The following is a 25,125-nucleotide window of genomic DNA, read 5'->3' on the forward strand; positions in this document are numbered from 1 at the left end:
TGCCGCGAATCACTCAGGCAACCGGCTCAGCGGCCAGTGATGCGGGCGATTTCCCTGGCCACCATATCCTCGACCAACTGCGGCAACCGCGCATCCAGCCAATCCTTCAGCATCGGCTTCAGCATCGAGCGGACCAGTCCGTCCAGCGTGTTGTCCTCGCCATCCTTGGGCGTCACCAGCATGGAAGACAGGGCGGACAGCGAATGGCGGGCCGCGACTTCGCTCTCGACGGACAGGATGGACGCATCCTCCTGCACCGCTGCGGATCGGGGGGCGCGGGACGTTCGATGGGCAGGCATGGGTTCCTCCACAGCAACCTCGTCGGTCAGTTCCAGCACTTCATCGCTGGCGGAGTCCGACGCCGCCTCCACGACGGGCGCGGGCCGGGCCTTCTGCGCCGCATCCCCCCGCACGCGGCGCGGCAGGGTCTGCACCGCTTCCTCGCCCTCTTCCGCGATGATCCGCTTGATGGACGAGAGAATATCCTCCATCGAGGGTTCCTTGCTCATGTCGCCCATGGTTAACCCCTATTCCCAATGCCCATTAACGCTATACCACCAAAGGAACGCTTTCGGGGTTAAAATTGCGTTAAGGCTGCGCCAAACCGGGGGCCACATTGGCGTTTTGCGCAGGGGAGTCAACGGTCCGCGTCGATTGCACCCTGGGCGCGGGGTCGAAATCCCAATCGAACCACTTGCCCTTCACCCGGTCGTAATTGACCATCGGGTCGTAGAGCGTGCCCGCTTCCAGGTTCAGGTCGTCCGCCTCGGCATGGCCCATGGCGGCGAGCAGGCTGAAACCCGCGACATAGGCGTTGCGCCGCGCCGTCACGAGCTGAACCTTGGCGTTCACCGCCTCCTGCTCCGCATTCAATATGTCCAGGATGGTGCGGCTGCCGACGGAATTTTCCGCCCGCACACCTTCCAGCGACAGGTTGGCCGCATCGACCGCCTTCTGGTTCGACTCGATGCTCTCCAGCGAAGCCTGCCAGCTGGCATAGGCGGAGCGGGTCTGCGCGATCACGCCGCGCTCGACCTCGATCTCCTGTTCCATCGCCTGGGATTCCAGCGCCTGGTTGCGCCGTACCTGCGCCGCCGGACGGCCGCCCTGGTAGAAGGGAATGTTCAGTTGGACGCCCGCCGACGCCTGCTTGTTGATCTGCGATCCGTTGGCGCTGCCAGAACCACCCGCGCTATTCAGCGTGTCGAGATAATTGGTGTAGCCCGCCTGGGTGAAGGCGGACACCGTCGGCAGCACCGTGCCCTTGGCCGCGCGCACGTCGAATTGCTGCGCTTCCCGCAGTTTCTGCGCCGCCAGAATGTCCGGATTGTCCTTCAGCGCCACCTGCACGGCGCTGTCCGGGGTCGCGGGCAGGCCCGGCAGGGGCGGCGGCGGTTCCAGATTGTCCGGCGCCTCGCCCACCAGCGCGATGTAATTTTCGCGTGCGGTGATCAGATTGGCCTCCGCGCCCTGGAGTTCGGAGCGCGCCAGCGCCAGGCGCGATTCGGATTGCGCGACGTCGGTGCGGGTCACGTCGCCCACCTCGAACCGGTCGCCGGTCGCCTGGAGGTTGACCTCCAGCGCCCGCACATTGGCCTGGTTGAGGGCGACGACCGCGCTGTTGCGAATGACGTCCATATAAGCGGCGACGACCTGCGAAAAGACGCTGGCCTCCGTACCGCGCAGGTCGGCCTGTCCGGCCGCCACCCGCGTCCTGGCGGCCTTGACGCTGTTGCGCACGCTGCCGCCCGCATAGAGCGGCACGCTCAACTGCGCGCTCGCGTTCAGCGTCCGCTGCGGCGACGTGAAGCTGATCGTCGGCTTGAGGATGCTTTCCGAATAGCTGCCCGTCGCGTCCAGCGCGGGCCGTCCCGACGCCTTCTGGATGGGCACATTCTCATCCGTCGCCCGCTGCCCCGCGCGCGCGCCCGTCAGGGTCGGGTTCGACCGGTAGGCCTTGGCGAGCGCGCCCTGCAACGTCTCCGCATGGGCCGCCCCGGCCATGGCGGCGGACATAGACAGCAAAAGGACAAGGGCGGACCCCCCAGGAAACCGATTTCTTGCCGTCATTTTTCCCCCGATCGGCCCTTTAGAACACAAATCTTTCCGGAGCGGCGAAGCCCGGAAGCACAACCATTTCCAAATCGGCGAGGCTGGCAAGACCCAGCACGCCCGACACCGCCCGACCGCCGCACAGACGGGTGACGCCGCGCTCGACAATACCGGTCACGACCCGCGCACCATCGGCAAGCTGCTGAACGAGCGTAGCGGGCACTTCCTCCACCGCGCCGTCGATGAACAGCACATCATAGGGCGCGCCGGCAGCCGCACCGGCGTTCAGCGGGCCGCGAACGACCGTCACGCCGGGGACCGCGATGTCCGCGCCGCCCTCTTCCTCGACCGCCGTCACCTGCGCGCCCAGCGCCGCGAGCAGCGCCGCGCCATAGCCGGTGGCCGCGCCGATCAGCAGCACCTTGTCGCCCTGCGCGATCTGCGCTTCCTTGAGCAGGCGGCCCGTCACCAGCGGCGGATTGAGCGCACGGCCGTTCGCCAGCGGAATCGGCCGGTCGACATAGGCCATGGCGCGCCGCTCGACCGGCACGAAATCCTCGCGCGCGACATGGGCCATCGCCGCGATCACGCGCTGATCATCCACATCGCTGGTGCGAAGCTGGCTTTCGACCATGGCGGCCCGCATCGATGAAAAATTCTGCTCCGTCACGACAATTCCTCGAATGGGATAGCTTATAGAAGTGCTGTATTATGAAAGCAATACAGCAAAACCCGTATCGGACCTCTAAATCAGCGGACAGGCCACGCCAAGCGGCTTTGCGCGCTCAAGCGCCAGAATCTTGCCCGACAATATCACAGCGCTGCTTGACTTTGCATCAAAAGCCGCACATTTGCGGCCACCCACGCCGAGGCCCGATGGCGGAGTGGTGACGCAGCGGACTGCAAATCCGTATACGCCGGTTCGATTCCGGCTCGGGCCTCCATTCCTTTCAGATAATCAGCCATTTTCAGTCCTTTGCGCTGATTTGGCGTCTAACCTTGGATTAGGGTTAGACATTTCCCACTCGGCAAGGCGCTTGATTGCGCCCTCCGCGAGACGTTCCTGATTGGCCGCTTCGGTGTAACGCGCGACCTCATCATCCTTTGAATGGCCGCTGACCGACTTCATGGTCTTGTTCGGCATTTCCAGTTCCGCCATGCGCCGCATCGTTGCCTTACGCAGCCCATGGGCCGTGCAGCGCGGCAGACCAGCGGCGTTGCACTGCTCGCGGAACCAGCCTCCGAACCCCTTGACGGAAAAGGACTTGCCCCACTCCGTAACGAGAAAGCACAAAGCATCGCTCGCCGGCATGGCATCGATCGCCGCCGCGAGTTGTGGGGCAATAGGCAAATGCAGTAGCTTGCCGGTTTTCGTCTGCCGGATCGCAAACTTGCCTGCTTTGATATGCTGTCGGCCAAGATGGATAGCATCCACCTTACGCTGATCTGTCCAGAGCATTAGTTCCATGGCGAGACGCTGCTTCGTCCCTTGCGGCCAACGTGCGCGGTATGCGGCGATGTCAGTCTCGGTCCAAGTATAGAAGCCCGAGGACCGTTCACCTGGCGCAACCTGCACAGTCTGAGAATCGTCCACCGGGTTGGTGGTGATCCAACCCAGTTTGCGTGCGAATGCGAAGAAACGCCGCAGTTCCTTATGCAGTTTGCGAGCAGCCTCGATCCCCCCGAATTTGCGGCCCTTTTCATCCACCGTCTTGTTCCGCGCCTTGGCGATGATCGCGTCAATATGATCGAAGCGAATACCTTTGACGGGCCTCTCCTCCCTGCCCTCAGCAAATCGCTCCAGAATCTGCCGCACTTTCGTTTGCGTCACCTCGCTCGGGCCAAGCCGCTCCGGCACAGCAGAGGTGGCCGGGTTGGTCTGAACGGCGATCGGCATTGGATAAGTGGACCGTCTGCCGATTGTTTGCTCGCACTGCCGATATGGGGCGTCATGCAGGAGGGCGTAGCCCGACCGGAGTGACGCCCCATATCGGCGGCCAAATTCATGCTGCCATCGCCACGGGCAGGTTGTCAAAATATGCCTGGTCCGGGGTCTTGGCGCTAAGGCTCGAATGCGGCCTCTTCGCGTTGTAAAAGCTCAGATAACGACCGATCGATCCCCGGGCTTCGCTGACCCCGCCGTAGGCGTGCAGATAAACCTCCTCGTATTTCACCGAGCGCCACAGGCGCTCGACCACCACATTGTCGCGCCATGCGCCCCGCCCGTCCATGCTGATGGCGATTTTCTCCCGGTGCAGCACGCTTGTGAAGGCGAGCGAAGTGAACTGACTGCCCTGGTCGGTGTTGAGAATCTCCGGTTTTCCGAAGCGCGCGAGCGCTTCCTCCAATGCCTCGACACAGAAGTCGGCCTCCATCGTGATCGACACCCGCCAGGCCAGGACCTTCCGGCTGAACCAGTCAACGATGGCCACGAGATAGACGAACCCCCTCGCCATCGGGATGTAGCTGATGTCAGTCGCCCAGACCTGGTTGGGCCGCACAATCGGCAGTTTGCGCAGCAGGTAGGGGTAAATCTTGTGCCCTGGTGTCGGCTTCGATGTGTTCGGGCGACGGTAACTCGCTTCGATCGCCATCTTCTTCATCAGCGTGGCGACATGCTGGCGGCCGATCTCGATGCCTTCCTGCCGCAGCAGATCGCGCAGCATCCGACTGCCCGCGAATGGAAATTCCAGGTGTAGTTCGTCGATGCGCCGCATGATCGTCAGATCAGCCGCCGAAACCGGCCTGGGCAGGTAATAGACGCTGCCCCGGCTGATCCCAAGTGTCCGGGCCTGCCGCGCGAGCGGCAAGCTGTGCGATCGATCGATCATCGCTTTGCGTTCGGCAACAGACCCGCCTTGCCGAGCGCGCCTGACAAAAAATCGTTCACCAGCGTCAGTTCGCCAATCTTGGCGTGCAGCGTCTTTACGTCGATCACCGGCTCGGCAGCGTCGTTCCGCGTCTCGCTGCCGAACACACCAGCGGCCCCTTCCAGAAGTTGCCCGCGCCATTGCGTGATCTGGTTGGGATGCACGTCAAACTGCTGCGCCAACTCGGCCAGCGTCTTCTCGCCCTTCACGGCAGCCAATGCCACCTTCGCCTTGAATGCCGGGCTGTGATTCCGGCGTGGTCGTTTGCTCATCTCTGCTCCTGTCTCGCGGCTACTCTGGCCGCCGTCAGGCAGAAAATCCACTTATCCCACTGTCCAATTTTGCCAGGCCACCTCTATTCGGTCCGGCGCGCCATAAGCGGACATGTCATCGTGGTTCATGACAACGTTCCTTGTGACGGCGGTTGCATCCAACCGCCTTCAGGTTGTGCGGTGTCGGTCGCGGAGCCATCGTGCTTGTGTCCATGACCGTGCATGAAGAAGTGCATTCCCAGGCAAAGCGCCAGCGACAGCAGCAGTGGCAGAAATCCGACCAGATGGGCGCGGTGCTCGGTGACGAGATAATAGCCGCCAATCAAAAGGAACCCGATCAAGACGATATTGGCGCGCCGCGGCGCCCTGTTCCTGTGATGGTGCGTATCGGTGTCGCTCAGAGCTACGATCCTGCCCTCCTGCAACAAGGCATATCGTGAAGGTTACAGCTGCCCTTTACGTATTGATACCAAGTGCCGGGTAAGGCCCTTGACCTTAGCACGATGTCAGACCCCATATGATGAAGCGTCGATCAGGAGCACTGCGATGACGTACGCCGAACATCATGCACATAACCATGCACGTCATGCCCAAGGGGGCGAAGTGAAGGATCCGGTCTGCGGGATGACCGTTGATCCGGAGACAACGGCCCACCATGCGGTACATGGCGGAACGACCTATGAATTCTGCAGCTCAGGCTGCCGCAGCAAGTTCGTTGCCGATCCCGACCGCTACCTCGTTCCCGCCGCGCCTGCCGTATCGGAACCAGCCCCCGGTACGATCTGGACTTGCCCGATGCATCCGGAGATTCGCCAGGATCACCCGGGTAGCTGCCCGATCTGCGGCATGGCGCTGGAGCCTTTGACCGTTACCGCCGAAAGCGGCCCCAGTCCTGAGCTTGCGGATATGACACGACGCTTCTGGATCGGCCTTGTGCTGGCACTGCCGGTGCTCGTCCTTGAAATGGGCGGTCATATCTTCCCGGCAATTCATCACGTCGTGCCGATGCGGATCGCGATCTGGATTCAGCTCGTGCTGGCAACCCCGGTGGTCCTTTGGGCGGGGTGGCCATTCTTTGAGCGCGGCTGGGCCTCGGTGCGGACGCGCAACCTCAACATGTTCACCCTGATCGCGATGGGAACCGGGATCGCCTGGGCCTACAGCATGGTCGCAGCGCTAGCGCCGGGCGTCTTTCCGCCCGCCTTCCGTTCGGCCGATGGTACGGTTGCGATCTATTTTGAAGCCGCCGCAGTCATCACCATATTGGTGCTACTCGGCCAGGTACTTGAGTTGCGCGCCCGCGAGCGGACGTCGGGTGCGATCAAGGCGCTGCTCAACCTCGCGCCCAAGACCGCGCGGCGCATCGACGCGAACGGCAGCGACGAAGAGGTTGGCCTCGACCAGATCGTCGTCGGCGATCGGCTGCGGGTTCGCCCAGGCGAGAAGGTGCCGGTCGACGGCGTGGTCGAGGACGGTCGCTCTTCGCTCGACGAGTCCATGGTCACCGGCGAATCGATGCCGACGACGAAAGCACTCGGCGACAAGGTGATCGGCGGGACGCTCAACCAGACCGGCGCGCTCATCATCAGGGCCGACAAGGTCGGTCGCGACACGATGCTCGCCCGGATCGTCCAGATGGTCGCCGCCGCGCAGCGGTCGCGCGCGCCGATCCAGCGCATGGCCGATCAGGTCTCGGGCTGGTTCGTGCCGGTGGTGCTGGCGATCGCGGTGCTCGCCTTCGCGGGCTGGGCGATCTGGGGCCCTGAGCCTCGCTTCGCCTATGGGCTGGTCGCTGCAGTGGCGGTGCTGATCATCGCCTGCCCCTGTGCGCTGGGTCTCGCTACGCCGATGTCGATCATGGTCGGCGTCGGCCGGGGGGCCGGTCTCGGTGTCCTCATCAAGAATGCCGAGGCGCTCGAGCGGATGGAGAAGATCGATACGCTGGTCGTCGACAAGACCGGCACGCTGACCGAAGGCCACCCATCGGTCACGAAGATCGTGGCTGGTCCGGGGTTCACCGAGGACGAGGTGCTGCGCCTCGCGGCAGCCGTGGAGCGTGCCTCCGAGCATCCGCTCGCCCGCGCGATCGTCGAGGCAGCGGGCCGCCGCAAGATCGCGATTCCGGAGGTTGCGGACTTCGACTCCCCGACGGGCAAGGGTGCGCTCGGCACCGTGGAAGGCAAGCGCGTGCTGCTTGGCAACACCGCCTTTCTCAAGGAGCACGGGGTCGATACCGCGGCGCTAGCCGTGCCGGCCGACGAACTGCGGCGCGACGGGGCGACCGCGATATTCGCCGGGATCGACGGTATCGTCGCAGGCGTGCTCGCCATCGCCGACCCGATCAAGAAGACGACGCCCGAAGCGCTCGCCGGCCTGCGGGCCGAGGGCATCCGCGTCGTGATGCTGACCGGCGACAACCGCACGACGGCCGAAGCGGTTGCCCGGACGCTCGGCATAGACGAGGTCGAGGCCGAGGTGCTGCCCGATCAGAAGAGTGCCGTCGTCGAGCGGCTGAAGCGCGAAGGCCGCATCGTCGCGATGGCTGGCGACGGGGTTAACGACGCACCCGCGCTCGCCGCCGCCGAGGTCGGGATCGCGATGGGATCGGGCACCGACGTCGCGATCGAGAGCGCCGGCATTACGCTATTAAAAGGCGACCTGATGGGGATCGTGCGGGCGCGCCGGCTCAGTCAGGCGACCATGTCCAACATCCGCCAGAACCTCGTCTTCGCCTTCATCTACAATGCGGCCGGCATTCCGGTCGCGGCGGGGCTGCTCTATCCGCTGTTCGGCATCCTGCTGTCGCCGATGATCGCCGCAGCCGCGATGGCACTCTCATCGGTCAGCGTCGTCACCAATGCGCTCAGGCTCAACCGGCAATCGCTATGAACATAGGCCAGGCTTCGAAGGCGAGTGGGGTCTCGCAGCGGATGATCCGCCACTATGAGAAAATCGGCCTGATCCCCGCCGCTGCGCGCCGTGACAGCGGCTATCGCGATTATGGCGATACCGACGTCCACCGACTGCGCTTCATCGCCAACGCTCGCGATCTGGGATTCCCGATCGAGGAAATCCGGACTCTTCTCGACCTATGGGCCGATCGTCGTCGAGCCAGTAGCGAGGTAAAGGCCATGGCACAGGCCCGTGCTGATGATCTTGGCCGAAAGGCCGCCGCGCTGCAGGCAATGCGCAGCACGTTGCTTGCATTAGCGGCTCACTGCATCGGCGACAAGCGGCCCGACTGCCCGATCCTCGATGAGCTCGAGCGTTAGTATTGGGTGGCCCATCTATGGCGCCTCATGCGCTTACTGGGTGCCCGTTTGGCCAACTCGTCCCCACCGCTATCTCGCTTCCGCCATAGATGGCCTTCACGGTGCCACGGGGGACAGTGCTGAGCGATGCCAGCTTCCAGCTGCGCCTCCGCCAAAGATCTGGCTCATCTGACCGCCAAGCACGGTCCGACTTTCATCCAGCCTGCTGATCGACAGCGAAATTGACGTGTCGCGACGGCGCACGGCGACCCCGGTCCCGGCAAGAGTGGTTGCGCCGATCGGCTGGAAGGCGCGCGCGATATTCAGCCGCCCCTTGCCGAAGGTCGCGTCGGTGCCCGCGCCCCCCAGGTCATCGGCGGTGCGGAACAGGATATCGATGATCTGCGTGCTGGTCAGATTGGGAAAGGCCTGCGCCATCAACGCGACCGCGCCCGAAATCACCGGTGCCGAAAAGCTCGTGCCCGAATAGAGATAGGCAGCACCATCCTGGTTGATGGTCCTGTCGCGATAGCCTAGCGCCGTCAGATAGCGATCAGCCCCGGCGCCAGCGCGGTTCGAAAAGGTTGAGATCTGATTGAGGTCAGTGCCGCCCTTGCCGTCGTCGATCCCGACTGAACCGGCGATGATGACGTTGCCGCGAAAAAGCGGACTTCGCCAGCGACGGTAACATCACGTTAAGCTTCATACCTGCACAGCGGGGGGAACCGGCATATTTCTAGAATGTTACTGGCCGGACAGGGGTGATAATAGAGGAGAGTCGTGATGACGAAAACTGCAATCCCCATGATTTCAGCGCTGGCTCTGGTCGCGAGCATGGCAAGCGCCCAGACGGCTGACACGAGTGCCGACCAGAACTCCAGTTTCGGCGCAGAGGTATCGACGATGGCCAAGGCGCAGCGCGATTCCGACCAGAAAGGGATCGGCGCAGATGTCTCAGTGTCCGATTCAGAAGTTTATCAAGCATAGCAATACCTTGCGGTTCGTCGAGTGACCATGCGTATGGAGGCAATGAGGGTCCAAGCAGTTGATGAGGCGATGGATGCCTCCCAGTCTTTGGCGAGGCGACGACATCTGCCGAGCCATGCGAAAGTGCGCTCGACCACCCACCGGCGGGGTAGGACATGGAAGCCCTTGGCAGCGTCGGACCGCTTGATGATTTCGACAGTCCACTTTCCCATCGAGGCCAGTGCGTCTCTGAGTTTGTCCCCTGCATAGCCGCCGTCTGCGAAGACGTGTCGTAGCCAAGGAAAGCGTTGGCGCACTGCTTTGAGGACATCGACGGCACCGTCCCGGTCCTGGATGTCTGCGGCATGGACCAGGATGAAGATCAGAAAGCCGCAAGTGTCAGTGAGGATATGGCGCTTCCTTCCCTTGATCTTCTTGCCTGCATCATAGCCCGTGGGGCCGCCGGATTCTGTGGTCTTCACACTCTGGCTGTCAATCACCCCAGCGCTGGGCGAGGCGTCGCGTCCCTCGATCTCACGCAGGTTCATCACCAGAACCGTGTTGATCGCCTCGAACAATCCAGCATTGCGCCAGGCGTAGAAATAGCGCCGCACCGTCGAGACCGGCGGGAAGCATTTGGGCAGCATGCGCCACGCACACCCGCCCCCGGCAAGATAGAGCAGCGCATTCAACAATTCCCGCATGTCGGTCGTTCGGCGGCGACCGCCGGATTTGGCTGGAGGAATAAAAGGCGAAACCAACGCCCATTCCCGATCCGTCATATCGGTTGGATATCTCAATCCTTCCCGGCTATGCTCCCGCCGGGCAATACCAGTCCATGCCATGGGGCACTCCATCTCTTCGCAAGGACGGCGTGAATCACAACAGGCTGGTATTGCTCAACAACTTTCGGATCTGGCTCTCAGCAAAGGCACATGCTCGCAATGACGCCCGTGCTCTGGCTCGTAGTCAGGACGATACCGACGATACCACGACGGACGATACGGCTGACGCAACCGCCGACACCTCCACAACAGCTGGCGACACTGCCCGGTCGGCAAAGGCTGACGCGGCGGCTGTGGCGGCCGCGAAGGGCGCCAACTCGGCAATCAAGGACGGCACGGGTGCCGTGGCTGACCTGCGCGCCGCTCGGTCTAGCAGCACCGACGTTCGGGGATCAGCAGCGGAGGCTCGCCTTAACGCTGCCGCCGCTCGGTCTGCAGCCGCAGAAGTGCGGACGAGCGCACAGGAATCCCGCAGCAACGCGGCGGCTGTTCGGGAAAATGCCACCGCCATACGCGATGCTGTCCGTGCCGCGCGCCCAGGTCGCGGCAGCTAACTCATCAATTCAAGAATAAAGAGGGTGGGTCAGTCCGGCCCACCCTTCATCATGTGAAAGGGAGAATGATGAAGGGGGTTTTCCATCTGGCGATTGCCGGTACCATTTTTGCTGCCTCTGCTACGTCCGCGCTGGCGGACGAGGGAAGCAGCCTGACCGCTACCACCGGCATCGACTATTCAAGCGGTGATTATGGCACTGGTGTCGATACAAACATCCTCGTCGTCCCGATGAGCCTCCGCTACAAGACCGGCAATATCCGCCTGACCGCCACCCTGCCATGGCTGCGGATCAATGGATCGTCGGCCATCGTTGGTGGCGGTTCGGGCGGTATCATCATCGATCCCAATGCGCCGCGCTCCACGCGCAGCGGACTTGGCGACCTGACCATTGGCGCGGCCTACATGATCCCGGAGGAGCAGCTGGGCTTCAATCTCGACCTGTCGGCGCGGGTCAAGGTTCCGACCGCTTCGCGTTCCAAGGCCCTCGGCACGGGAAAGGTAGATGTCACCACCTCGGCAGAGATTTCGAAGACGTTCGGAGCGCTTACGCCTTTCGTGAACGTCGGCTATCGCATGCCTGGCGACCCGGACGGCTTTGAACTGCACAATGCCTGGACGGCTTCGGGGGGCATGAGCGTCGCTGCGGGCAAGTCGGTGATCATCGCGTCGTACGACTATCGGGAAAGCACCAGCGGTCTGGCGCGAGACAGCCATGAGCTGTTTGGCGCGTTCAGCACACCATTTGCCCGAAAGCTGACGTTCACGCTTTATGGCACAGCCGGGCTGAGCGAGGGCGCGCCCGATTATGGGGTTGGTTCGATGGTCAGCATCAAGTTCTGAAAATCTCGACGGGAGCAGAGCCGTTCCGAGCTCGGAGTTCGCGGCGGTCCCGCGGTCTCGACCGGCATTCGGGCGCTTTGATCCCGAAGGAAATAGTGCGCCCGCTATATGGGCGAATCCGTTGGCGGGCCGTAAGATTGTTTATCCCCCTTGCGACGAGTCCCACGCCCCGACAGGCGTGGGGCTTGCCTTAGGGACGTATCGCCAGCTCGGCACCATTCTCACGGCCTATATCGTCGGTTGAATGTCCCTCTTCTATTAGACGGATTATCTTTCACCGGTCAGTACACGCACAAATGTCGGGGGACCGGGTAATGAGAGGCGCATCCTTGTTTTCTGCCGCCGCTGCGCTTTTGGCGGTGCCGGGGGTCGCATCAGCAAAGGCAGGCGACGCAATTCCCAACAGCTATATCTGCACATTCCTGCCCGGGCCGATCAGCACTGGATCCGAGGCGCGAGCTGCCGTCGCAGCAGTAGGCGGTCGCATCAGGCACATCTACAGTCATGTTCTCAGCGGCTTTTCCGCCCACATGTCGGCCACCGCCGCGGAGAAGCTCGTGGCAAAGAACCGACTGATCCGCAGGTGTGTTCAGGATCGCGTGGCCAGCATCCCGCCAACAGTCGTCGGCGAGATCAGCGCGCGAGGTGGTCCACCGTCTAGCAGTGGGTCGTCGCAAACCGTCCCGTGGGGTGTAAAGCGCGTGGGCGGTGCGGGCAGCTCGTCTGGAACGGCCTGGATCGTCGATACCGGTATCGATATGACCCATCCTGACCTCAACGTCTCCCAATACGACAATGTCAGTTTTCTGCCCGGCAGCACTGACCCGAACGACGCGAACGGCCATGGCACCCATGTTGCTGGCATAATCGGAGCGAAGGCCAATTCAATCGGCGTCGTCGGCGTCGCAGCCGGCGCGCGAGTGGTGGCCGTTCGGGTGCTGGACAGCAGCGGCAACGGGGCAGACTCCGACGTAATCAAGGGCCTGGATCATGTCGTGACCAGAGGCCGCCCTGGAGACGTCATCAACCTTAGCCTGATCACCACTGGGCTACAGGAGCTGGATGATGCTGTGGTCAGAGCAGCCAATGCCGGCTTCTACGTCGCTATCGCGGCGGGAAACAGTTCTGCCAATGCTGCGAGCTACTCACCCGCGCGTGTCAATGGTCCGGGCATTTATACGGCTTCGGCAATCGACAACAAGGATGTCTTTGCCCGCTATTCGAACTGGGGTAACCCGCCAATCGATTTCGCCGAGCCTGGCAGTTCGATTTTATCGACATACAAAGGCGGAACCTACGCCACCTTGTCCGGGACATCGATGGCGGCACCCCACCTCGCGGGCATATTGCTTCTGCGCGGCGGTGCTGCGCCGGTTACGAACGGCTCCGCGCTTCGGGATCCTGACGGCCGTCCAGATCCCATCGGAGTCCAATAGGCAATGGCGGTCGTTACATCGTCTTCAAGCGAGCAAAGATAAGATCTTCACTGATCCGGCCCGCGATATTGATGAACGCTGCTCCGTCGCTGGTGGGCTGGGGTAAGAGCGGGTCAGAAGTGCGCATGTGGGCCGTGGCACCGGCATGTCGGCTTCCAAGGACGCCAAAAAGTTAATTGAACGGCGAAAAGTGGCGCATTCGGACAACTCATCTGAACCTGTTCCGCACGCGACCAATGCATCCATGACGCGATCAACGATGCTATCGTCGGCCGACGATGTGGTCAGCTCTTGTTGAATCACCAAGTCTCGACGCTTCTGTCCCGGCGTTGAGGCAATGGCGACCGTGGCGATGGCGCGGATGAGTTCGGGATGCAGGATCATCATCCGTCTCCCGGCTTACCGCGCTCAATGGGCCCGCGCAGGCTTTCCAGCGGCACCAGCGTCATGGCCCCGACCTTGACGATTTCGATATGCCCGTCGGCGATCAACTCATATAGCTTGGATCGGCCAATGCCTGACTGAGAATGTTGGCGGCACGCTACAATCAGTCACCGTCATTAAATCGTAGTCTCGCGCTTTTGGCTTCGGCGCAAAACTCATTCGTATCTCGGCATTGCCGCTCCAGCGCTTCGATGGGTTCTTTCCACTGTTGAACAACATAGGGATCGTCTGCAAAGGACGGAGAAAACATCCTTCTTCCTGTCTGCAGCGATGTTGACCGTTCTGACGACGGCAGAGGACGCGCTCGTTGCTGTTCGTGCATCGGCGGCCGAGATACTAACGTGCCCAGCCAAAAAATCCGCCAGCACCTGCCATTAGACCGCACCCGATCAAAAATCGCTTTGAATTGGTCACGATACTTTCCACCGATAGTCGACAGTTGATGCCAACTGCTACCGCTTCCAATGCGCGCTAGCCACCCGTCCCAGCCAATCATCGATACGCGAAAAACAGGTCATTTTCGTCTGCTGACCGGTGAGGCGGACCATCTGCCATTGAATATCCGCCAGCCTATTATTCCCGCGCCGACGCCAAGAAGGCCACCTACCACATAGGCGCTCGGTGCGTCATTCGGCACGAAGAAACCGCCAGCGATATAACCGCCGATCGCGGCGGTGCGCGTCACCGCGCCATAGATCGCAGCAACCTTGCCATGATCAGCGGGCGAGCATTCCGATTGAAGCAAGGTCCGTACCGCCACATTGTGGATGCTGTTCGCGCCGCCTCCGGCAATGAAGGCAATGGCGACGACCGTAACACCGATCGGAGCAAGGCCGACCAGCAGCATGGTCGCCCCCATGATGGCAGCCGTACCGAATGCGGCCAGACCGATCCGACGGCCCATTACCCGTTCAGCCAGCGCCGCGCCGATCAGCATCCCACCGGCCCAGAGTGCCGTCAGCACGCCGAATGTCGTTGGACCGCTCCCAAGCGTCACGGTGACGAGGAACACAAAGGCAACATCGGCAATCGCGGTCGCGAACACTTCAAGACTGAGCGCCCCGGTGGCCACCATCGCCCGCCGATTGCGGAGCAGCGGCTGATAGTCGGCAAGGAGCGTCCGCCCCTCATTCTCACTTCGTTGCGGCCTGCGGCGAAGGCCACTTGCGGCGACGACGAGTAGCAGCAATCCGAAACTGGCGGCGTCGGCCAGGAGCGCAGTGCGCGATCCCACCCAGCCTACCAACACTCCGCCCGCGACAGGGCCGACGAGCATTCCAAGGCTGCGAACCATTTCCAAAAACGAATTGGCGCGCGCAAGCGTCATGCCCAGCGCGCGCGCCAGCACCGGGATCAGCGCAAAGGTGGCGGCGCTGCTGATCGTGAACAGCATGCTCAAGAGCGCGGCCCCGGCGAGGGTGAACGGGGGATAGAGTGCGATGAACGCGATCACCACGGCTTGCAGCGCCGACACCACGACCAGCACCCTCGCCGCATCCCGGCTATCGATCAGGCGACCCGCATAGGGTGCCACGATCAGACCGGGTAGCAGTTCCGCGATCAGTAGTACCGGCACGGCGTAGGCGGGCGCGTTGTCGGCCGTGCGGAACATCAGCGTCAGCAGAGTGATTTCGTCACCGATGGTCGAAGCCGTCAGCGCTACAAGGACCAGCCACCCCCAGCCTTTCCGGAATTCAACCCCCACTCATCAACCCTTCCGTATTGGCCTGCTTTATGCCGAATTGCGCGCTGCAATAGGATCATGGCAAAGCGAATAGCGGATTACGATGACAGGCGCTGGGCCTTTCCGATCAGCTCGCGACAATCAGGTGTTTTTCGACACCCGATGAATGGCAGCGATCCCATTCTAGGCTCTCCGAAACCGCCAGTCTGCAATCGGCCAAAGTCCGCCAGCGGACGCTGTCGTCCGCGCATGAGAGGAACGTTTGCTGCGTTCGCGGTGAGCGGTTGTCAAAGCGGCGATTTCATGATGCTCATTCCCCCATCGCCGCAAAAGAAGTGTGGCAGCAATCTTCAATGTTCTGCCTGGCGGCAGGAAGCGCTTGAATGGCCATCTTTCAAGGATTTAGGCCGCTACACCAATTCGGTTCGGGACTCGTGTCCATCAATTGCTCAGCACTTAGAATCCCGCTCCTTGAACCGCCTCAACAAAGTTGGTCGAATTATCGGCGCAAATTGTTGTTTTTAGACGCAATAGTCAGAATGTTGCAAAATTGCAACTATGCATGAAGCATCGAACCGAAGTCGATCTCTGTGGCGATGGACTAATTGATGGAACCATTTGTCAGACAAATAGGCAGATGTCTGTTTATACGTCATTTATTTGCGGGATTCGATTCCGGCTCGTCAGGCGATCAATCGCCACCCCACCACCACCAGCACCGCCGCCAGCAGGGGCTGCAACACGCGATCCGACGTGCGCGTGGCCAGCAGGGAGCCGATCACGATGCCCGGCAGCGATCCGGCCAACAGGTTGACCAGCAGCAGCAGGTTCACATTGCCGATCCACAAATGCCCCAGCCCCGCCACCAGGGTCAGCGGCACGGCGTGGACGATGTCGGTCGCCACCAGCCGCTGCATCCGCATGCGCAGCGGATAGAGCGCCAGCAGCAACGTCGCCCCGATCGCGCCCGCCCCGATGGAGGTCAGCGTCACCATCGCGCCCAGCAACGCGCCCGCCAGCACGGTGAGCGCCGGTTGCCAGCGGGTGAAGCCGCCCGCCGTGCCCACCCGGCGGGCCAGCGCCCAGGCATGAAAACGGCCGCGCAGCAGGGTAGCAAACGCCGTGCCGATCAGCACCACGCCCAGCGCGCCCGTGACCACGCCGGTCCTGATCTGCCCGATATGCATTTGCGACAGGACCGCCAACACGATCAGGGAGGCGGGAATGCTGCCGATCATCAGCCGCTTCACCACCTCATAGTCCGGGCCGCCGTCGGCCCCGCCCTGATGATGATGCACCGCGCCCCCGACCGCCTTGGTGATGGACGCGAACCACAGGTCCGTGCCGACCGCCGTGGTGGGGGCCACGCCGAACAGCAGGATCAGGATCGGCGCCATCAGCGACCCGCCGCCCACGCCGGTCATGCCGACCATCAGGCCCACGAAAAGGCCCGCGACCGCGTGCAACCAATCCATATTCCGCCCCAAACCCTCCATGCGTGATCCGGTAGACATCTAGAAGCCAAAGCCCGCGCCAGCCAGCCCCCTTTCGGATTGGAAATTTATCGCCGCGCAAACAATTGCTGTTAGGCGGGCGGCCCTCTCGACTTCCCTTGCCCCTGCCGTCTAAGACGGGCGCATGATGAAGCTGTTCATTGGCAACAAGGCCTATTCGAGCTGGTCGCTGCGCGGCTGGCTGGCGTGCAAGCTGTCCGGCCTTCCCTTCGAGGAAGTCGTGGTCCCGCTTTATGACGAGGCGTGGGAGAAACGGCGGGAAGGCGACGAATTCGCGCCGTCGTCGGGAAAAGTGCCGATACTCTGGGACGGCGATGAGACGGTCGTCTGGGACAGCCTGGCCATCGTCGAATATCTCAATGAAAAATCGGGCGGCGGCATATTCTGGCCCGCCGACAGCGCCGCCCGCGCCATGGCCCGGTCGATGGCGGCGGAAATGCATAGCAGCTTCGCCGCGCTGCGCCGCGAGCACAGCATGAACATCCGCCAGATCTACGCGCCGGTTCCGCCGTCCGAAGCGGTGGCGCAGGACATCGCGCGCATCATGCAGCTTTGGGCGCAGGCCCGCGCGCGCTATGGCGGCGAAGGGGAATTTCTGTTCGGGGGGTTCGGCGCGGTCGATGTGATGTTCGCGCCGGTCGTGACTCGCTTCATCACCTATCAACTGCCCGTGGCCCGCTTTGCGGAGGCCTATATGCGCGCGGTGATCAACCATCCCTGGATGCAGGAATGGATCGGCGGCGCCCAGGCGGAGGAATGGGTGATCGACCGGTTCGAGGCACCGCCGCAATTGGGGTGAGGCGGGTTTTTGGCCGTCCAAGACATTCCTTCTCCCTTGAGGGAGAAGGATACGAAGCCTTGGCGACGAAGGAGCCTAGGCGGAGTTGGATGAGGGGGAGCGGGCCTGCGGCCCGCGCGATCCGTTGGATCGCAACCCCCTCACCCAGCTACGACTAAGGCAGCAAGCTGCCAAGTCTTCGCAGCCCTCTCCCTCCAGGGAGAGGGATAAGGAACGCCCGCCTTCCACCCAAACCCGCCAAGAGAAAAGGGCCGGCGGACTTTCGTCCCCGGCCCCTTATCCAGTCCTGACGCTATCGCGCCGGATCAGCCGACGATTTCGTCGGCCTTGAAGAAATAGGCGATTTCGATCGCGGCATTTTCCTCGCTGTCCGAACCGTGGACCGAATTGGCTTCGATCGATTCGGCATATTCCTTGCGGATGGTGCCTTCGTCGGCATTGGCCGGGTTGGTGGCGCCCATGATGTCGCGGTTGCGCTTCACGGCGTCCTCGCCTTCCAGAACCTGCACGACCACCGGGCCGGAGATCATGAAGGCGACCAGATCGGCGAAGAAGGGGCGTTCCTTGTGCACGGCGTAGAAGCCCTCGGCCTGCTCGCGGCTCATGCGGATGCGCTTCGAAGCGACGACCCGCAGGCCCGCTTCCTCCAGCTTCTTGGTCACGGCGCCCGTCAGGTTGCGACGGGTCGCGTCGGGCTTGATGATCGAAAAGGTGCGGGTGACGGCCATGAGGCTCAAAAGCTCCGAATTGTTGGGATGAGTTGGCGCGCCCTTTAGACCGGGCCGATGGCTATCGCAAGAGGGGCTGGCTCATCGCCCCAGCTATGGGCTTCAACTACGGACCTTGCACCCATTTGCGGCCTTCCTGCCGCCAGAAGCGGGGCGTCACGCCGTCCCGCCGGGAAAGATCGCGCCAGCTTGCCCGCGCTGCTTCTATCGTTTCCGAATCGAAGAAATAGAAGGCCCGCTCGAATTCCAGCGCTTCCTCGCGCCAGACGCCGTCCGCCAATGCGACATGCCGTGCCCCATTAGCGGCTAGATGGGCGGTGGGACAATCCGACGCCAGCAGCACCGGCTGCGCCGACTCGGCGCCCTCGCCCGCCCGGCCATGCGCCAGGAAGCTCTCCGGCGGCCCGGCCCACAGCCCGGCGGAGATACGATCCAGCCGTTCCGGCTCCCGCGCCACCACCAGCAGCCGCGCACCCATGTCCAGGATGCGGCCCGCGATGGCGGGCAACACCTGTTCCACCGGATCGCGGCTGAGCTGGTAGAAATCGACCTGCATTATTGCTCGAACTTGTCCGCGACATAGCGGTCGAGCAGGCGCACGCCATAGCCGGTAGCCCCCTTGTCCCACGTCGCGCCGGGCTTGTCGGCCCAGACCATGCCCGCAATGTCGAGATGCGCCCATTTGACGCCCTCGTCCACGAAGCGCTTGATGAACTGCGCCGCGGTGATCGACCCGCCATAGCGCGGCCCAATATTCTTCATGTCGGCGATCGGGCTGTCGATCAGCTTGTTATAGGCCTCGCCCAGCGGGAAGCGCCACAACTGGTCGCCCGCCGCCTTGCCCGCCGCGATCAGATCGTCGGCCAGGGCGTCGTCATTGGCGAAGATGCCCGCATATTCGTTGCCGAGCGAGATGATCATCGCGCCGGTCAGCGTGGCCAGGTCGATGATCACCTCCGGCGCATAGGTCTTCTGCGCCCAGGTGATGACGTCGCACAGCACCAGGCGGCCTTCGGCATCGGTGTTCAGCACTTCGATGGTCTGGCCCGACATGGAGGTGACGATGTCGCCGGGCCGCTGCGCATTGCCGTCGGGCATATTTTCGACCAGGCCGCAGATGCCGACGACGCGGACCTTCGCCTTGCGCCCTGCCAGCGCCTTGATCGCGCCCGCGACAGCGCCCGCGCCGCCCATGTCCCACTTCATGTCTTCCATGCCCGCGCCGGGCTTCAGAGAAATGCCGCCCGTGTCGAAGGTCACGCCCTTGCCGACGAAGACCAGCGGCTTTTCGGTCGCGCCGCCCGTGCCGTCCCATTCCATCGCGATCAACCGCGGCTCACGGACCGACCCCTGCGCCACGCCCAGCAGCGCGCCCATGCCCAGCTCCGTCATCGCCGCCTTGTCGAGCACGGTGATCTTGACCCCCAGCCCTTCCAGATGCCTGCAGCGCTCCACGAAGCTTTCGGGATAGAGGATGTTCGCAGGCTCCGACACCAGTTCGCGGGTGAAGGCCACGCCCGCCGCGACGGCCGCCTGCTTTTCCCATGCCGCACCGGCATCCGCCGAAACCAGCGTGATCCTGGCCAGCGTCGGCTTCGCCTTTTCTGCCTGCCGGGTGCGATAGGTGTCGATCCGCCAGCCGCGCAACGACGCGCCCAGCGCCAGCGCCGCCGCCTTCTCCCCGCTCGCGCCGCCGAAGAATTCGACCGCCGCATGGGTCGCGCCGCTGGTCGACAGCCGCGCCGTCAGCGCACTGCCCGCCCGCTCATGATCCGCGTCGCTGCCCGCGCCCGTGCCGACCAGCACCACGCGCAGCACCTTGCCATCCTCTTCCACGAAGCTCTCGAAGCTCGTCCCCGTTTCTCCCGCGAAGCGCGCGGCGGCGGCGCCCGCCGCCAGCACGGGCGCGGCGCTCAGCGGCAGGGCGTCGAAGCCGCCCTTCGGCACGGCGAAGACCAGCGTATCGGCTTCGGGACGGACAGGGCTGAACGCGATTTCCATCAAGGATCCTTTTATTTCCTGCAAGGCTTCATGCCCTCCAGATAGTGCGGGTTCGACCGTCTGGCAAAGCCGTTCGACCGATTTTCGGGCAAAAGACTGGGCGTGAAAGATTGCGGCGCGCGCAAAGCAATGCGATAGGCGGGAAACAAAGCGCCCCCGAAGAGGCCCCACCCTTTGCAGATTTCCCGTTTCCCCTTGCGTTTCCAACAGGCCCTGGCCGCGAGCGTCGCCCTTTCGTGCCTGGGTTTCATCCCGCATGCCGCCGCGCAGCAGCTTCAGGATCCGCAGACGGCCGTCAGCGCGCCCGACGCCCCGGTGCCGGAAAATGACGACCAGATCGGCTTTGCCGCCGACGCGCTGCAATATGACAGCGACAGCGAGGTCGTGACCGCCAGCGGCAATGTGCAGTTGCTGCGGGAGGGTAACCGGCTGCGCGCCGACAAGGTCGTGTGGAACCGCACCACGGGGAAGGTGGAGGCGACCGGCAACGTCTCCGTCACGGACCCGGAAGGCAATATCGCCTATGGCGACCGGTTCGACGTCACCGACTCCCTCCAGGACGGGATGGTGCGGAACATGCTGCTGGTGCTGCAATCGGGCGGACGCCTGGCCGCCGCCAACGGCGAACGGGCGAAGGGCGTCTACACGCTGCGCAAGGCCGCCTATACCGGCTGCGCGGTGGAGGATCATGAGGGCTGCCCCAAGGAGCCGACCTGGCGGATCAAGGCGGTGAAGGTCGTCTACGATCCGGTGAAGGCCCGCGTCAAATATACCAATGCCAGCATCGAACTGTTCGGCCTGCCGCTGATCCCGATGCCCGGCTTTTCCCATCCGGTGGGCGACAATGGCGGCAGCGGCCTGCTGGTGCCGAACCTGCGTTACGACCGCACCAACGGGTTCGAGGTCGCGCTGCCCTATTATCTGAAGCTGGCGCCCAATCGCGACCTGACCATCACGCCGCACGTCTATACCGACACGCTGCCGATGCTGGAGACGAACTACCGGCATTTATGGGATCGCGGCGCCTATCAGATCACCGGCTACGCCACCTATGGCAGCCGCGTCGGCACCGGCAGCGCCGCGTCCACGACCCCGGCGGATTCGCAGAAGGATTTCCGCGGCTATCTGGACACCAGCGGCGCGCTGCAACTGACGCCGGAATGGAGCATCGGGGGATCGCTTCGCGCGGCGACCGACCGCACCTTCCTGCGCCGCTACGACATCAGCCGCGACGACCGCCTGCGCTCCACCCTCAATGCCCAGCGGATCGGCGAGAAAAGCTATTTCTCCATCGCGGGCTGGGCGGTGCAGACGCTGCGCACGGGCGATCCGCAGGGGCAGATGCCGATCGCCCTGCCCGTCGTCGATTACCGCCTGCGGATGAAGGATCCGCTGCTGGGCGGCGTGGCGCAGTTTCAGGCGAACAGCCTGGCCATCACCCGCACCCGTGGGGAGGATACGCAGCGCGCCTTCGCCGCCTTCGAATGGAATCTGCGCAAGCTGACGCCGATGGGTCAGGAAGTCGCCTTCACCACCTATTTGCGCGGCGACGTCTACCACAGCAGCGACAATCTGATGAACAGCGTGGTCGGCTATGCGGGCGATCCGGGATGGAAGGCGCGGGGAATCGCGGCGGCGGCGATCGATGTCCGCTGGCCCTTCATGGGCGCGGCGTTCGGTGGCGTGCAGCGCATCGCCCCCCGCGTCCAGATCGTGGCCGCGCCGAAGATCGCCAACCTGTCCGTCCCCAATGAGGACGCCCGCGCCATCGACCTGGAGGACAGCAATCTCTTCGCGCTCAACCGCTTTTCCGGCTATGACCGGTTCGAGGATTCGACCCGCGTCACCTATGGTCTCGAATATGGCCTGTCGCTGCCCAACTTCTCGCTGGAGAGCGTGGTCGGGCAAAGCTATCGCCTGAACAGTCGCGAAAGCATCCTCCCGGACGGCACCGGCCTGTCGGATCGTCTGTCCGACGTCGTCGGCCGCACCACCGTCCGCTACCGGGATTTCCTCAGCTTCACCCACCGCTTCCGGCTGGACAAGGATAATCTGGCGGTCCGCCGTAACGAAATCAACGCCACCGTCGGCAGCCGCAAGACCTATGCGACGATCGGCTATCTGCGCCTGAACCGCGACGCGAACCTCAATCTGGAGGATTTGCAGGACCGTGAGGAATTGCGGCTGGGCGGCCGCGTCCAGTTCGCGCGCTTCTGGTCCGTCTTCGGCTCGACCGTCATCGACCTGACCGACGCGAAGGAGGAACCGCTGTCCGACGCGGACGGTTACGAACCCGTCCGCCATCGCCTGGGGATAGCCTATGAGGATGATTGCCTGACGCTGGGCCTGACCTGGCGGCGCGACTATCAGGTGCTGGGCGACGCACGAAAGGGCAACAGCTTCCAGCTTCGGCTGGCTTTTCGCAATATTGGCATATAAGGATCAGCCTTCCCGCTTCCTGCTCAGGACCGGTTAAGGCGGATCGGCGCATATCGTGCCGAACCGATTGGAGAGTTTTGTCGACGATGCAGCCTGTCGTTTCCCCGTTTTCCCGCATTGGCCGCCACGTCCGGTCGGGTTTTCGCACCATGCTCCTGTCCTCGGCCCTCCTGGCGACGGGCGTGAACGCCGTCGCTGCCCAGACGGTCGGCGACGATGATTCCGTGGGGGTCCAGCAGCTCAACCTGCCCAAGGATGTGACCATCTTCGGCAAGAGCGACCCCAATGTCCGCAAGGCGACCGCCATCGTCAACGGCCGCATCATCACCGGCACAGATGTCGACCAGCGCCTGGCCCTGATCATCACCGCCAATGGCGGCAAGGTGTCGGACGAGGAAAAGGAACGGCTTCGCGTCCAGGTGCTGCGCAACCTGATCGACGAGACGCTTCAGATCCAGGAAGCCGCCGCCAACGACATCAATGTCGACAAGGCCGAGATCGAACAAAGCTATGAGCGGGTCGCGGCCAATTTCCGCCAGTCGCCTTCGCAATTCGATCAATATCTGCGCGCGCAGGGCAGCGCGTCCGCCAGCATCAAGCGCCAGATCGAGGGCGAACTGGCGTGGAGCCGCCTGCTCCGCCGCAACATCCAGCCCTTCGTCAACGTGTCGGAGGATGAGGTGAAGTCGGTGGTCGACCGCATGAACGCGGCGAAGGGCAGCGACGAATATCGCATCGGCGAAATCTACCTGTCGGCCACGCCGGAAAATCAGCAGCAGATCGTCGCCAACGCCCGCAACATCATCGACCAGATCAAGCAGGGCGGCAGCTTCGCCGCCTATGCGCGGCAATTTTCCGAAGCCTCCACGGCGGCGGTCGGCGGCGACCTGGGCTGGGTCCGCCCCGCGCAGTTGCCCGACGAACTGGCGCAGGCCGCGGCGGAAATGCAGGTCGGCCAGCTCGCCGGGCCGATCGGCGTGCCCGGCGGCGTGTCCATCATCTATGTGATGGACAAGCGCAAGGTGCTGACCGCCGACCCGCGCGACGCGCTGCTCAGCCTCAAGCAGCTTTCGGTCAGCTTCCCCGCCGGCACGACCAAGGAACAGGCGAGCGCGAAGGCCGCCGCCTTCGCCGCGCAGATCCGGACGATCAAGGGCTGCGGCCAGGCCAATGAACTGGGCGGCAAGATCGGCGCGGACGTGGTCGACAACGACAATGTGAAGCTGCGCGACCTGCCGCCGCAGTTGCAGGACATATTGCTCAACCTCCAGGTGGGTGAGGCGACGCCGCCCTTCGGATCGATCAACGACGGCGTGCGCGTGCTGGTCGTCTGCGGCCGCGACGAAGCCTCTTCCGCCGCCGCGCCCAACGCCGACCAGATCATGGCGCAGCTTGAGGAAGAACGGGTCAACAAGCGCGCCCGCATCTATCTGCGCGACCTTCGCCGCGATGCCGTTATCGACTATAACTGATCCGGCGGACCCTCTCGCGATGGGGCCGTCCTTCGCCGTGTCGCTCGGCGATCCGGCGGGCATCGGGCCGGAAATCGTCGCCAAAAGCTGGGTCATGCGGGAAGCGCTGGGCCTGCCGCCCTTCTTCGCGGTGGGCGATGCCGCATCACTGCGCGCCGTCTGGCCCGGCCCGGTCCAGACGGTCGGCACGCCGGAGGATGCAGCGGCTGTGTTCGACAGCGCCCTTCCCTGCCTGCAAGTCGCCGACGCCGGAGAGATCACCCCCGGCACGCCCAGCGTCGACGGGGCGCGCACGGCTTTTCAGGCGCTGGAGGTCGCGGTCGGCCTCGCCCGCAGCGGATCGGCGGCGGGGATCGTCACGGCGCCCGTCGGCAAGGAACAGCTTTACGGCGTCGGCTTCACCCATCCGGGCCAGACGGAATTCATCGCCGAACGGTGCGGCGTGTCGCCGCATAATGCGGTGATGATGCTGGCGGGGCCGTCGCTGAAGGTCGTGCCGATCACCATCCATATCCCCCTTTCCGCCGTGCCGTCCGCGCTGACCATCGACCTGATCCGCGCCCGCGCCATCACCACCGCCAAGGGGCTTCAGCGCAATTTCGGCATCGGGCGTCCCCGGCTGGTGGTCGCGGGTCTCAACCCCCATGCGGGCGAAGGCGGCGCGCTGGGCCGGGAGGAGATCGACATCATCCGCCCCGCCGTGGAATCGCTCCAGGCGGAGGGCTACGACATTACAGGCCCCCTCGCCGCCGACACGCTGTTCCACAGCCGCGCCCGCGAAACCTACGACGCGGCGCTGTGCATGTATCACGACCAGGCGCTGATCCCGATCAAGACGCTGAATTTCGATGAGGGCGTCAACATCACCCTGGGCCTGCCCATCGTGCGCACCTCGCCCGACCATGGCACGGCGTTCGGTATCGCAGGCAGGGACAGCGCCAATCCCGGCGCGATGATGGCGGCGATCAAGATGGCCGCCGAAGCCGCCCGCGCCCGCCTGACCCATGGTTGTTGAG

25 protein-coding genes and 1 tRNA gene are annotated in these 25,125 nt (G+C 63.5%); 12 read left to right on the top strand and 14 right to left on the bottom strand.

Annotation, left to right across the window (positions count from 1 at the left end; genetic code table 11):
• Positions 1–26 precede the first annotated feature (26 nt).
• The 3 genes from NUH86_RS11145 to NUH86_RS11155 all read right to left on the bottom strand — a co-directional run bounded on the left by NUH86_RS11145 (position 27) and on the right by NUH86_RS11155 (position 2,722).
• On the bottom strand, positions 27–518 hold the full coding sequence (locus tag NUH86_RS11145; RefSeq protein WP_267249571.1) for a DUF2497 domain-containing protein: 492 nt from the start codon (positions 516–518) through the stop codon (positions 27–29).
• A gap of 70 nt (positions 519–588) precedes the next feature.
• Positions 589–2,016: a TolC family outer membrane protein gene (locus NUH86_RS11150; protein WP_416365320.1), complete on the bottom strand. Its 1,428-nt coding sequence runs from the start codon at positions 2,014–2,016 to the stop codon at positions 589–591.
• A 73-nt stretch (positions 2,017–2,089) separates the two neighbouring features.
• Positions 2,090–2,722: a protein-L-isoaspartate O-methyltransferase family protein gene (locus NUH86_RS11155; protein WP_267249573.1), complete on the bottom strand. Its 633-nt coding sequence runs from the start codon at positions 2,720–2,722 to the stop codon at positions 2,090–2,092.
• A 200-nt stretch (positions 2,723–2,922) separates the two neighbouring features.
• On the opposite strand from NUH86_RS11155, the gene NUH86_RS11160 reads away from it, so the two are divergent.
• Positions 2,923–2,996, top strand: a tRNA-Cys gene (locus NUH86_RS11160).
• A 14-nt stretch (positions 2,997–3,010) separates the two neighbouring features.
• Here NUH86_RS11160 and NUH86_RS11165 read toward each other — a convergent pair.
• The 3 genes from NUH86_RS11165 to NUH86_RS11175 form a co-directional block, all read right to left on the bottom strand.
• Positions 3,011–3,949, bottom strand: a complete 939-nt coding sequence (locus NUH86_RS11165) for a tyrosine-type recombinase/integrase (protein WP_267249574.1) — start codon at positions 3,947–3,949, stop codon at positions 3,011–3,013.
• 106 nt (positions 3,950–4,055) lie between these two features.
• A protein-coding gene (locus NUH86_RS11170; protein ID WP_267249575.1) for an IS3 family transposase occupies positions 4,056–5,194 on the bottom strand; the annotation gives its coding sequence in 2 pieces (ribosomal slippage) (positions 4,056–4,936 and positions 4,936–5,194; 1,140 coding nt in all).
• A gap of 125 nt (positions 5,195–5,319) precedes the next feature.
• The gene (locus tag NUH86_RS11175) at positions 5,320–5,478 is read right to left on the bottom strand and encodes a DUF2933 domain-containing protein (protein WP_267252110.1); all 159 of its coding nucleotides are present in this window, start codon (positions 5,476–5,478) and stop codon (positions 5,320–5,322) included.
• Between NUH86_RS11175 and NUH86_RS24840 the strand changes: the two genes are divergently transcribed.
• The 3 genes from NUH86_RS24840 to cueR all read left to right on the top strand — a co-directional run bounded on the left by NUH86_RS24840 (position 5,407) and on the right by cueR (position 8,466).
• Positions 5,407–5,634, top strand: coding sequence for a hypothetical protein (locus tag NUH86_RS24840; protein WP_267252199.1), 228 nt, complete (start codon positions 5,407–5,409; stop codon positions 5,632–5,634). The two genes, NUH86_RS11175 and NUH86_RS24840, sit on opposite strands and share 72 nt — an antisense overlap.
• Positions 5,635–5,740: 106 nt before the next feature.
• Positions 5,741–8,083: a heavy metal translocating P-type ATPase gene (locus NUH86_RS11185; protein WP_267249576.1), complete on the top strand. Its 2,343-nt coding sequence runs from the start codon at positions 5,741–5,743 to the stop codon at positions 8,081–8,083.
• Positions 8,080–8,466, top strand: a complete 387-nt coding sequence (cueR, locus tag NUH86_RS11190; RefSeq protein WP_267249577.1) for a Cu(I)-responsive transcriptional regulator — start codon at positions 8,080–8,082, stop codon at positions 8,464–8,466. The genes NUH86_RS11185 and cueR overlap by 4 nt, the downstream gene beginning before the upstream one ends.
• Positions 8,467–8,562: 96 nt before the next feature.
• On the opposite strand, the gene NUH86_RS11195 is transcribed toward cueR, so the two are convergent.
• Positions 8,563–9,093: a S8 family serine peptidase gene (locus tag NUH86_RS11195; protein ID WP_323749019.1), complete on the bottom strand. Its 531-nt coding sequence runs from the start codon at positions 9,091–9,093 to the stop codon at positions 8,563–8,565.
• A 135-nt stretch (positions 9,094–9,228) separates the two neighbouring features.
• Between NUH86_RS11195 and NUH86_RS11200 the strand changes: the two genes are divergently transcribed.
• Positions 9,229–9,432, top strand: a complete 204-nt coding sequence (locus NUH86_RS11200; protein ID WP_267249578.1) for a hypothetical protein — start codon at positions 9,229–9,231, stop codon at positions 9,430–9,432.
• On the opposite strand, the gene NUH86_RS11205 is transcribed toward NUH86_RS11200, so the two are convergent.
• The gene (locus NUH86_RS11205) at positions 9,423–10,256 is read right to left on the bottom strand and encodes an IS5 family transposase (protein WP_267249579.1); all 834 of its coding nucleotides are present in this window, start codon (positions 10,254–10,256) and stop codon (positions 9,423–9,425) included. The two genes, NUH86_RS11200 and NUH86_RS11205, sit on opposite strands and share 10 nt — an antisense overlap.
• Before the next feature lie 50 nt (positions 10,257–10,306).
• Between NUH86_RS11205 and NUH86_RS11210 the strand changes: the two genes are divergently transcribed.
• From NUH86_RS11210 to NUH86_RS11220, 3 genes are all read left to right on the top strand, one after another.
• Positions 10,307–10,750 carry a hypothetical protein gene (locus NUH86_RS11210; protein ID WP_267249580.1) on the top strand — a complete coding sequence of 148 codons (444 nt, stop codon included), beginning with the start codon at positions 10,307–10,309 and terminating at the stop codon, positions 10,748–10,750.
• A gap of 65 nt (positions 10,751–10,815) precedes the next feature.
• Positions 10,816–11,592, top strand: coding sequence for a transporter (locus NUH86_RS11215; RefSeq protein WP_267249581.1), 777 nt, complete (start codon positions 10,816–10,818; stop codon positions 11,590–11,592).
• Positions 11,593–11,906: 314 nt separating this feature from the next.
• Positions 11,907–13,028, top strand: coding sequence for a S8 family serine peptidase (locus tag NUH86_RS11220; RefSeq protein ID WP_267249582.1), 1,122 nt, complete (start codon positions 11,907–11,909; stop codon positions 13,026–13,028).
• A 24-nt stretch (positions 13,029–13,052) separates the two neighbouring features.
• Here the strand turns inward: NUH86_RS11220 and NUH86_RS11225 are convergent, their stop codons facing one another.
• From NUH86_RS11225 to NUH86_RS11235, 3 genes are all read right to left on the bottom strand, one after another.
• A complete protein-coding gene (locus NUH86_RS11225; protein WP_267249583.1) occupies positions 13,053–13,415 on the bottom strand; it encodes a hypothetical protein in 363 nt (120 codons plus the stop codon).
• A 571-nt stretch (positions 13,416–13,986) separates the two neighbouring features.
• On the bottom strand, positions 13,987–15,177 hold the full coding sequence (locus tag NUH86_RS11230; RefSeq protein ID WP_267249584.1) for an MFS transporter: 1,191 nt from the start codon (positions 15,175–15,177) through the stop codon (positions 13,987–13,989).
• 662 nt (positions 15,178–15,839) lie between these two features.
• Positions 15,840–16,631 (bottom strand): sulfite exporter TauE/SafE family protein, encoded by a 792-nt coding sequence (locus NUH86_RS11235; RefSeq protein WP_267249585.1) that lies wholly within the window; start codon positions 16,629–16,631, stop codon positions 15,840–15,842.
• Positions 16,632–16,794: 163 nt separating this feature from the next.
• Here NUH86_RS11235 and NUH86_RS11240 point away from each other — a divergent pair, with 163 nt between their 5' ends.
• Positions 16,795–17,469, top strand: a complete 675-nt coding sequence (locus NUH86_RS11240; RefSeq protein ID WP_267249586.1) for a glutathione S-transferase — start codon at positions 16,795–16,797, stop codon at positions 17,467–17,469.
• A gap of 305 nt (positions 17,470–17,774) precedes the next feature.
• Here the strand turns inward: NUH86_RS11240 and ndk are convergent, their stop codons facing one another.
• The 3 genes from ndk to NUH86_RS11255 all read right to left on the bottom strand — a co-directional run bounded on the left by ndk (position 17,775) and on the right by NUH86_RS11255 (position 20,198).
• The gene (gene ndk, locus NUH86_RS11245; protein ID WP_013847527.1) at positions 17,775–18,197 is read right to left on the bottom strand and encodes a nucleoside-diphosphate kinase; all 423 of its coding nucleotides are present in this window, start codon (positions 18,195–18,197) and stop codon (positions 17,775–17,777) included.
• 106 nt (positions 18,198–18,303) lie between these two features.
• Entirely contained in the window at positions 18,304–18,753 is a 450-nt protein-coding gene (locus tag NUH86_RS11250; RefSeq protein WP_267249587.1) for a DNA polymerase III subunit chi, read from the bottom strand.
• Positions 18,753–20,198, bottom strand: coding sequence for a leucyl aminopeptidase (locus NUH86_RS11255; RefSeq protein ID WP_267249588.1), 1,446 nt, complete (start codon positions 20,196–20,198; stop codon positions 18,753–18,755). The genes NUH86_RS11250 and NUH86_RS11255 overlap by 1 nt, the downstream gene beginning before the upstream one ends.
• 174 nt (positions 20,199–20,372) lie before the next feature.
• On the opposite strand from NUH86_RS11255, the gene NUH86_RS11260 reads away from it, so the two are divergent.
• From NUH86_RS11260 to pdxA, 3 genes are all read left to right on the top strand, one after another.
• Positions 20,373–22,637, top strand: a complete 2,265-nt coding sequence (locus NUH86_RS11260; protein ID WP_267249589.1) for an LPS-assembly protein LptD — start codon at positions 20,373–20,375, stop codon at positions 22,635–22,637.
• 86 nt (positions 22,638–22,723) lie between these two features.
• Positions 22,724–24,109 carry a peptidylprolyl isomerase gene (locus NUH86_RS11265; protein WP_267249590.1) on the top strand — a complete coding sequence of 462 codons (1,386 nt, stop codon included), beginning with the start codon at positions 22,724–22,726 and terminating at the stop codon, positions 24,107–24,109.
• Entirely contained in the window at positions 24,087–25,124 is a 1,038-nt protein-coding gene (gene pdxA, locus NUH86_RS11270; protein WP_267249591.1) for a 4-hydroxythreonine-4-phosphate dehydrogenase PdxA, read from the top strand. Before NUH86_RS11265 ends, pdxA begins: the two co-directional genes overlap by 23 nt.
• Position 25,125 lies beyond the last annotated feature (1 nt).

The sequence above is a fragment of the Sphingobium sp. JS3065 genome (genome assembly GCF_026427355.1).
Classification (GTDB): Bacteria; Pseudomonadota; Alphaproteobacteria; order Sphingomonadales; family Sphingomonadaceae; genus Sphingobium.